This window comes from Micromonospora sp. 4G55, assembly GCF_016803375.1.
The window spans coordinates 1-5,698 of record NZ_JAEVHN010000407.1 but is presented as its reverse complement, the minus strand read 5'-3'; the positions used below and the strand labels follow the sequence as shown (position 1 = coordinate 5,698).

Sequence of the window (5,698 nt, the reverse complement as noted above, 5' to 3'; positions counted from 1 at the left end):
GGGGGCGGGCGCCGCGGCCTTCTTGGTGGTCTTGGCGGTGGTGGCACGCGAGGCCGGGGTGGCGGACCGGGCCGCGGCGACCCGGCGACGGGTGCTGGCCGAGCCGTCCACGACCACGGTCACCCCCGCCTCGGAGAGCGCCCGCAGGATCTTCTTGGCCTGGGCCGGGGTCACCTCAGCGGACTCGACGGTGCGCGCGAGCTGGGCCGACGTCAACTGGCCGCCGGCGCTCTGCGCATCAGCGATCAGGGTGTCGGTGAGCGAGCGAACGTCGGCGCCGGTCTGGCGGGGTTCTGTCACGAATGACCTTCCGGAGGCGAAGAGCGAGCACGGCCGGGTCGTCCGGCGCAGCGTGGGGCACGGTGCCGGGCGATGTCGTTGAGGGACCCCCGTGTCCCGGGCCGTCCGTCCGGCGGCGGTCCGTGGCGCGTGGGCAGGGTGAATTGTAACGCCGTCTGCGGCGATCATCCTGCGGCGCACGGCGTACCGGCGGCGGGGACCGCCGATTCGGCGCAGATGTGGACTTTGTAAGGATGATACCCGCGCGCACGGCGGGGCGTCCCGATCGTGCGGGAAGGGGACGAACCATGACTCGTTCGGCGCCGGAACCGGCCGAACTGCTCACGATCGCGATCGAGGTCGCCCGGCAGGCCGCGGCCACCGCGTACCGGATGCGCGCCGAGGGGGTGTCGGTCGCCGCCACCAAGAGCACCGTCACGGACGTGGTCACCGCCGCGGACCGCGCCGTCGAGCGCCAGGTCCTCGACGCGCTGCACCGGGTACGCCCCGACGACGCCGTCCTCGGCGAGGAGTACGGCGCCGGGGCGGCCGACGGTGCGGTCAGCGGAGTGCGCTGGATCGTCGACCCGATCGACGGCACGGTGAACTACCTCTACGGGCTGCCGTACTGCGCGGTGTCGCTGGCCGCCGAGGTCGACGGCGAGGTGGTCGCCGGGGTGGTGCGCAACGTGGTCACCGGCGAGGAGTGGACCGCCACCGCGGGCGGCGGGCCTGGCGCGACGCAGCGGCTGCGCTGCTCGACCGAGGTCGACCTGGGCCAGGCGCTGGTCGCCACCGGATTCGGTTACGACCCGGCGCGCCGTTCGCACCAGGCCCGGGTGATCGCCGAGCTGATCCCGCACGTCCGCGACATCCGCCGGCTCGGCGCCGCCGCGCTGGACCTCTGCCTGGCCGCCGAGGGGCGGGTGGACGCCTACTACGAGAAGGGGCTGGCCGCCTGGGACCAGGCGGCCGGCGGCCTGGTGGCGGCCGAGGCGGGACTGCGGGTGGCCGGGCTGGGTGGCCTGCCGGCCGGCCCGGACCTGGTGATCGCCGCGCCGCCGGCGCTCTTCGCGCCGCTGCACGACCGGCTCGCCGACCTCGACGCCTCCGGCGGCCCCTGACCGCCCCGAACTCGGCCGACGTGGGCCGGTCCGCTCTGCGACCGGAGCCGGGACGGTGGTCACGGCGGCCGGCGCGATGACCGGATCTCCGACAGCGAAACGGCGGTGTCCCGGGGGACACCGCCGTTTCGGTCAGATCAGTCCGGTCGGTCCGTCGGCCCGGCCGGCGGAACGGTCACTTCTCGACCGGCATCGGGCAGGAGCCGGCCGGCGCCTCGGGCGCGCCGAGGTCGCCCAGGGACTGGTTCACCTCGGTGGTGGTGGCCAGCTGCTGGAAGCCGTTGCCGAGCACGACGTCGACGGTGTCGTCCTTGCGCTTGGCGTCGTACACGGGCTCGGCGTTGTTCAGGAAGTAGGCCCGCAGCAGGTGCGCGGAGCCGACACCCTTGGGGCCGTAGCGCAGCACCGCCACCTCGTCGACGCCCTTCGGCGCGGTGGCCGTCTTCTTCACCTGGAACTTCCGGTTGCGGAAGTCGTCGGCGATGTTGCCGGCCAGACCGATCTGGTCGGTGGCGTTGTAGACGTTGATCTTCACGTCCTTCGGCTCGCGCAGGGTGATGTCGGCGAGCGGCCAGCCCTCGGGGCAGCCCCCGGCGGCGCCCGCCTTACCCTGCGTGTCCCGCACCATGGCGACGACGACGAAGACCAGGGCGACCACCGCCAGCAGACCGACGACAACGAGTGCTCGCACTCGCGCAAAACTCATCTGGGCGCTCCCCGGACAATGATGGGTGGCGGCGGCCAGCCGGTGGTCGGGCCGCCCCGCCGGCCGTCGAGTACGCCGCTGAGGTTAACGGTTGTCCGACCGTCGCGTGGAAACAGTCCGACATGCCGGCGCGCCATCCGGGAAGCGGGTACTACTACCCCTATCTTCGTGTCGCCTGAGTCACATTGGGAACAACTCGGGGGGCTGGGGCGTACATCTCAGCCACGAGGGCGGTATACATGCCTCGCCCGAGGGGGGTAAGGTTCCGCGCTCGCTGGGGGAGGCCCCTGTCGGCCCACGGCCAGAGCGGCCGGCGGGTCGGGTGACCGACACAAAGGGTGGCCGGCCAGTGGGAACCGAAACAACGTCGTCCGGCGTTACAACCGGAAGCGACAATATCGATATGGGAGAGTGAACCGATGGCCACCGACTACGACGCCCCGCGTCGCGACGAGGTCGACCTCGGCGAGGACAGCCTGGAAGAGCTCAAGGCCCGGCGGGTCGACTCACAGTCGGGCGCCGTGGACGTCGACGAGGCCGAGGTGGCCGAGAGCTTCGAGCTGCCCGGCGCTGACCTGGCCGACGAGGAGCTGACCGTCAAGGTCCTGCCGATGCAGCAGGACGAGTTCCGTTGCGGCCGCTGCTTCCTGGTCCACCACCGGAGCCAGCTGGCGGTCGAGCGCAACGGCGAGCTGATCTGCCGCGAGTGCGTCTGACCCTGAACCGCACATCGGCGGCGGCCGCCACGACGGGGGCCGCCGCTGCCCGAGCTGCCGTGCGGGGGGCGGCGGGGGAGCTGCTTGACTCGTAACGGGCGGTGACCACGCCGACGGGAGCACGGGAGGTCGGGCGGGCATGAGCGAACGCGACGAGCGGGCCGGGTGGGCCGGCGGGGGGGGTACGCCGACCGGACCGCGCCCCCGGCGCCGGGGGCGGACGCCCCCGGCGCAGCCGGGAGCCACGACGCGCCCGGATTCGGGTGCCGCCCACCGCCCGGACGGCACCGTCGCCGGCGGTCCGCACACCGGGACCACCGGTGCCCGGACGTCCGGCGTCGACCTGACGTCCGGTGGCGCGGCCGGAGCGGCCGGCGGCACCCGCGACGGGGGCACGCCGGAATCGGCCGACCGGGCCGCTGAGGAACTTGGTGCCACCGTCGCCGCGCTGACCGCCGACGACATCGAGCCGGCCCGCCGCCGTCAACTGCTCACCCGGCTGGTCGGGCTGGCGCGCGCCCGTGGGCTGGCCGACCTGTTCAAGCCGAAGGCCGCGCTGCGCTGGATGACCGACACGGTCTCCGACGTGGCGCCGCACATCCCGGTCCGGGACCTGGCCACGCTGCGCCGGCACTTCCCCGGGCTGGACGACGAGGCGCTCGCCGAGCGGCTGGTCCGCAACGCCGCCCGGGCCACCGCCGGGGTGGGTGCGGCCGGCGGCGGCGTCGCCGCCGTGGAGTGGGTGGCCACCCCGACCCTGCTCTCGGCACCCGTGCTGCTGGCCGCCGAGACCGTCGCCGTGGTGGCGATCGAGCTGAAGCTCCTCGGCGAGCTGCACGAGGTCTACCACGTGCCGCTGCCCACCGGCGGCAGCCAGCGGGCGATCGCCCTGATGCAGTCCTGGGCAAACCAACGCGGGATCAACCCGATGACGCCCGGCGTGGGCGTCGGCGCGGTGCTCGGCACCGCGGCCCGCAGGGAGCTGCGCGACACCCTGCTCAGGCGGTTCGGGCGCAACCTGACCACCCTGGCGCCGTTCCTCACCGGCGCGGCCGTGGCCAGCTACCTCAACGGGCGGGCCACCAGGGCCCTCGCCGAGGAGATCCGCCGGGACCTGCGCCGCAAGGGCGGGGCGCTGCCCGGCGGCCGGCCGGCCCTCCCCTGAGGAGTCAGGCCGCGTCGCGGGCGGCCATGACCGCGCGGGCCAGCTCGACCGGGTGACGGGTGCTGACCACCCAGAACGGGGTCGGGTCGGCCGGATCGTCCAGCACCACCTGCACCGCGCCGCCGACCCAGGGCCGCTGCACCACGAAGGCCAGCGGATCCGCGCCCACGCCGAGGACCTCGCGGCGCCCGGCGGCGTCCAACGGGACCACGTCCGCCACGTACCGCACCGGCAGGTGGGCGTCGTCCACGAACAGCTCGCCGTCGCGCACCGCCACCCGGACCCGGCCCAGCCACCACAGCGCGACCGCCGTCGCCGGCGGGAGGGCCACGAAGGGCAGCCAGGCCCGCACCCCGGGGGCGCCCATCCACACCTCGGCGGCCAGCAGCCCGGACAGGGCCAGCCCGACCACCCAGAGCCACCAGGGCAGACTCAGCCGTTCGGAGTGCTCCGCGGCCGCCGCGGTGCGCGGGGCCGGCGAGGACGGGGAGGACGGGGAAGGCGACACGCTCACACCTGCGAGGGTACGGCGCGCGGTGGCCGTCCGACCCGGCAGGATGGCAGGGCCACCCCCACGAACCCGACGGAAGAGGGAGCACCGTGACCCACGTCGTACCCGTGCCCGTGCGGCAGCTCGACCCGGAGCTGCCGCTGCCCGCGTACGCCCATCCCGGTGACGCCGGCGCCGACCTGGTGGCCGCCGCGGACGTCGAGCTGCCCCCCGGCGGCCGGGCCCTGGTCCCGACCGGGGTGGCGCTGGCGCTGCCGGAGGGGTACGTCGGCCTGGTGCACCCGCGCTCCGGCCTGGCCGCCAGGCTCGGCGTGACGGTGCTCAACGCGCCCGGTACGGTCGACGCCGGCTACCGGGGTGAGATCCTGGTCAACCTGATCAACCATGATCGGGACACGCCGGCGAAGATCTCCCGTGGCGATCGCATCGCGCAGCTCGTTGTCCAGCGGGTGGAGCGGGCGGATTTCCAGCCGGTGGCCGAGCTGCCCGGGTCGCGGCGCGGGGCCGGTGGACACGGCTCGACCGGCGGACACGCCGGTCTGGTGCCGCCGCCCGCGACCGGTCGACGGGAAGATCCCGACCGGGCGGGCGGACAGACGGAAGAGGTGGCAGGGTGAGTGCGAACAGCGGAGGGTGGGCGCAGTGATCTTCAGCCGGAAGCGGGCCGACGGCGGGCGGGGTGCCCGTGACGAGCGGGCCGCCGAGGTCCTCGACTCGTACGACGCCGAGCCGACGGGTCCGTCGCGCGGCCCGTACGACAGCTCGGAGGCGCCGGACGGCGTGCAGCGGCTCGACCTGGGCAGCCTGCACATCCCGGCGGTGCCCGGCGTCGAGGTGCGCGTGCAGGCCGACCCGCAGGGCGTGATCCAGCAGGTCGTGCTGGTGCACGGGGAGAACGCCCTCCAGCTCGGGGTCTTCGCCGCGCCCCGGTCCGAGGGCATCTGGGACGAGGTGCGCGAGGAGATCCGCCAGTCCCTCTTCGCCGACGGCGCCGCCGCCCAGGAGGCCGAGGGCGAGTACGGCACCGAGCTGCACGCCCGGGTACGCACCCCGGACGGCCTGACCGACCTGCGTTTCGTCGGCATCGACGGGGCGCGTTGGATGGTCCGCGGCGTCTACCAGGGCGCCGCCGCCACCGATCCGGCCGCGGCCGGGCCGCTGGCCGAGTGCCTGGACGGCCTGGTCGTCGACCGGGGG

The 5,698-nt window shown here is 74.7% G+C and carries 8 protein-coding genes; 5 read left to right on the top strand and 3 right to left on the bottom strand.

The window, feature by feature from the left end:
- On the bottom strand, positions 1–300 hold a 300-nt coding region (locus JNW89_RS25825; RefSeq protein ID WP_375155139.1), incomplete at its 3' end, for an RNA polymerase sigma factor region1.1 domain-containing protein.
- A 287-nt stretch (positions 301–587) separates the two neighbouring features.
- On the opposite strand from JNW89_RS25825, the gene JNW89_RS25820 reads away from it, so the two are divergent.
- The gene (locus JNW89_RS25820) at positions 588–1,403 is read left to right on the top strand and encodes an inositol monophosphatase family protein (RefSeq protein WP_238450886.1); all 816 of its coding nucleotides are present in this window, start codon (positions 588–590) and stop codon (positions 1,401–1,403) included.
- A 175-nt stretch (positions 1,404–1,578) separates the two neighbouring features.
- On the opposite strand, the gene JNW89_RS25815 is transcribed toward JNW89_RS25820, so the two are convergent.
- Positions 1,579–2,094, bottom strand: a complete 516-nt coding sequence (locus tag JNW89_RS25815) for a LytR C-terminal domain-containing protein (RefSeq protein WP_238450892.1) — start codon at positions 2,092–2,094, stop codon at positions 1,579–1,581.
- Positions 2,095–2,528: 434 nt separating this feature from the next.
- On the opposite strand from JNW89_RS25815, the gene JNW89_RS25810 reads away from it, so the two are divergent.
- Both JNW89_RS25810 and JNW89_RS25805 read left to right on the top strand, forming a co-directional pair.
- Complete coding sequence (locus JNW89_RS25810; protein ID WP_046565779.1) at positions 2,529–2,825, top strand: DUF4193 domain-containing protein; 297 nt, start codon at positions 2,529–2,531, stop codon at positions 2,823–2,825.
- A 343-nt stretch (positions 2,826–3,168) separates the two neighbouring features.
- The gene (locus JNW89_RS25805) at positions 3,169–3,990 is read left to right on the top strand and encodes a hypothetical protein (RefSeq protein WP_238450890.1); all 822 of its coding nucleotides are present in this window, start codon (positions 3,169–3,171) and stop codon (positions 3,988–3,990) included.
- A 4-nt stretch (positions 3,991–3,994) separates the two neighbouring features.
- Here the strand turns inward: JNW89_RS25805 and JNW89_RS25800 are convergent, their stop codons facing one another.
- Positions 3,995–4,498, bottom strand: a complete 504-nt coding sequence (locus tag JNW89_RS25800) for a DUF3093 domain-containing protein (RefSeq protein ID WP_238450888.1) — start codon at positions 4,496–4,498, stop codon at positions 3,995–3,997.
- Between the two features lie 92 nt (positions 4,499–4,590).
- Here JNW89_RS25800 and dut point away from each other — a divergent pair, with 92 nt between their 5' ends.
- Together dut and JNW89_RS25790 are read left to right on the top strand one after the other, a co-directional pair.
- Entirely contained in the window at positions 4,591–5,118 is a 528-nt protein-coding gene (gene dut / locus JNW89_RS25795; RefSeq protein WP_154942865.1) for a dUTP diphosphatase, read from the top strand.
- Between the two features lie 25 nt (positions 5,119–5,143).
- The coding region (locus JNW89_RS25790; RefSeq protein WP_238450885.1) for a DUF3710 domain-containing protein at positions 5,144–5,698 on the top strand (555 nt) is incomplete at its 3' end.

What these genes read in the sequence shown, in the direction of transcription:
- JNW89_RS25820 (WP_238450886.1), top strand. Translation starts at nt 588, where the DNA reads ATGACTCGTTCGGCGCCGGAACCGGCCGAACTGCTCACGATCGCGATC.
- JNW89_RS25810 (WP_046565779.1), top strand. Translation starts at nt 2,529, where the DNA reads ATGGCCACCGACTACGACGCCCCGCGTCGCGACGAGGTCGACCTCGGC.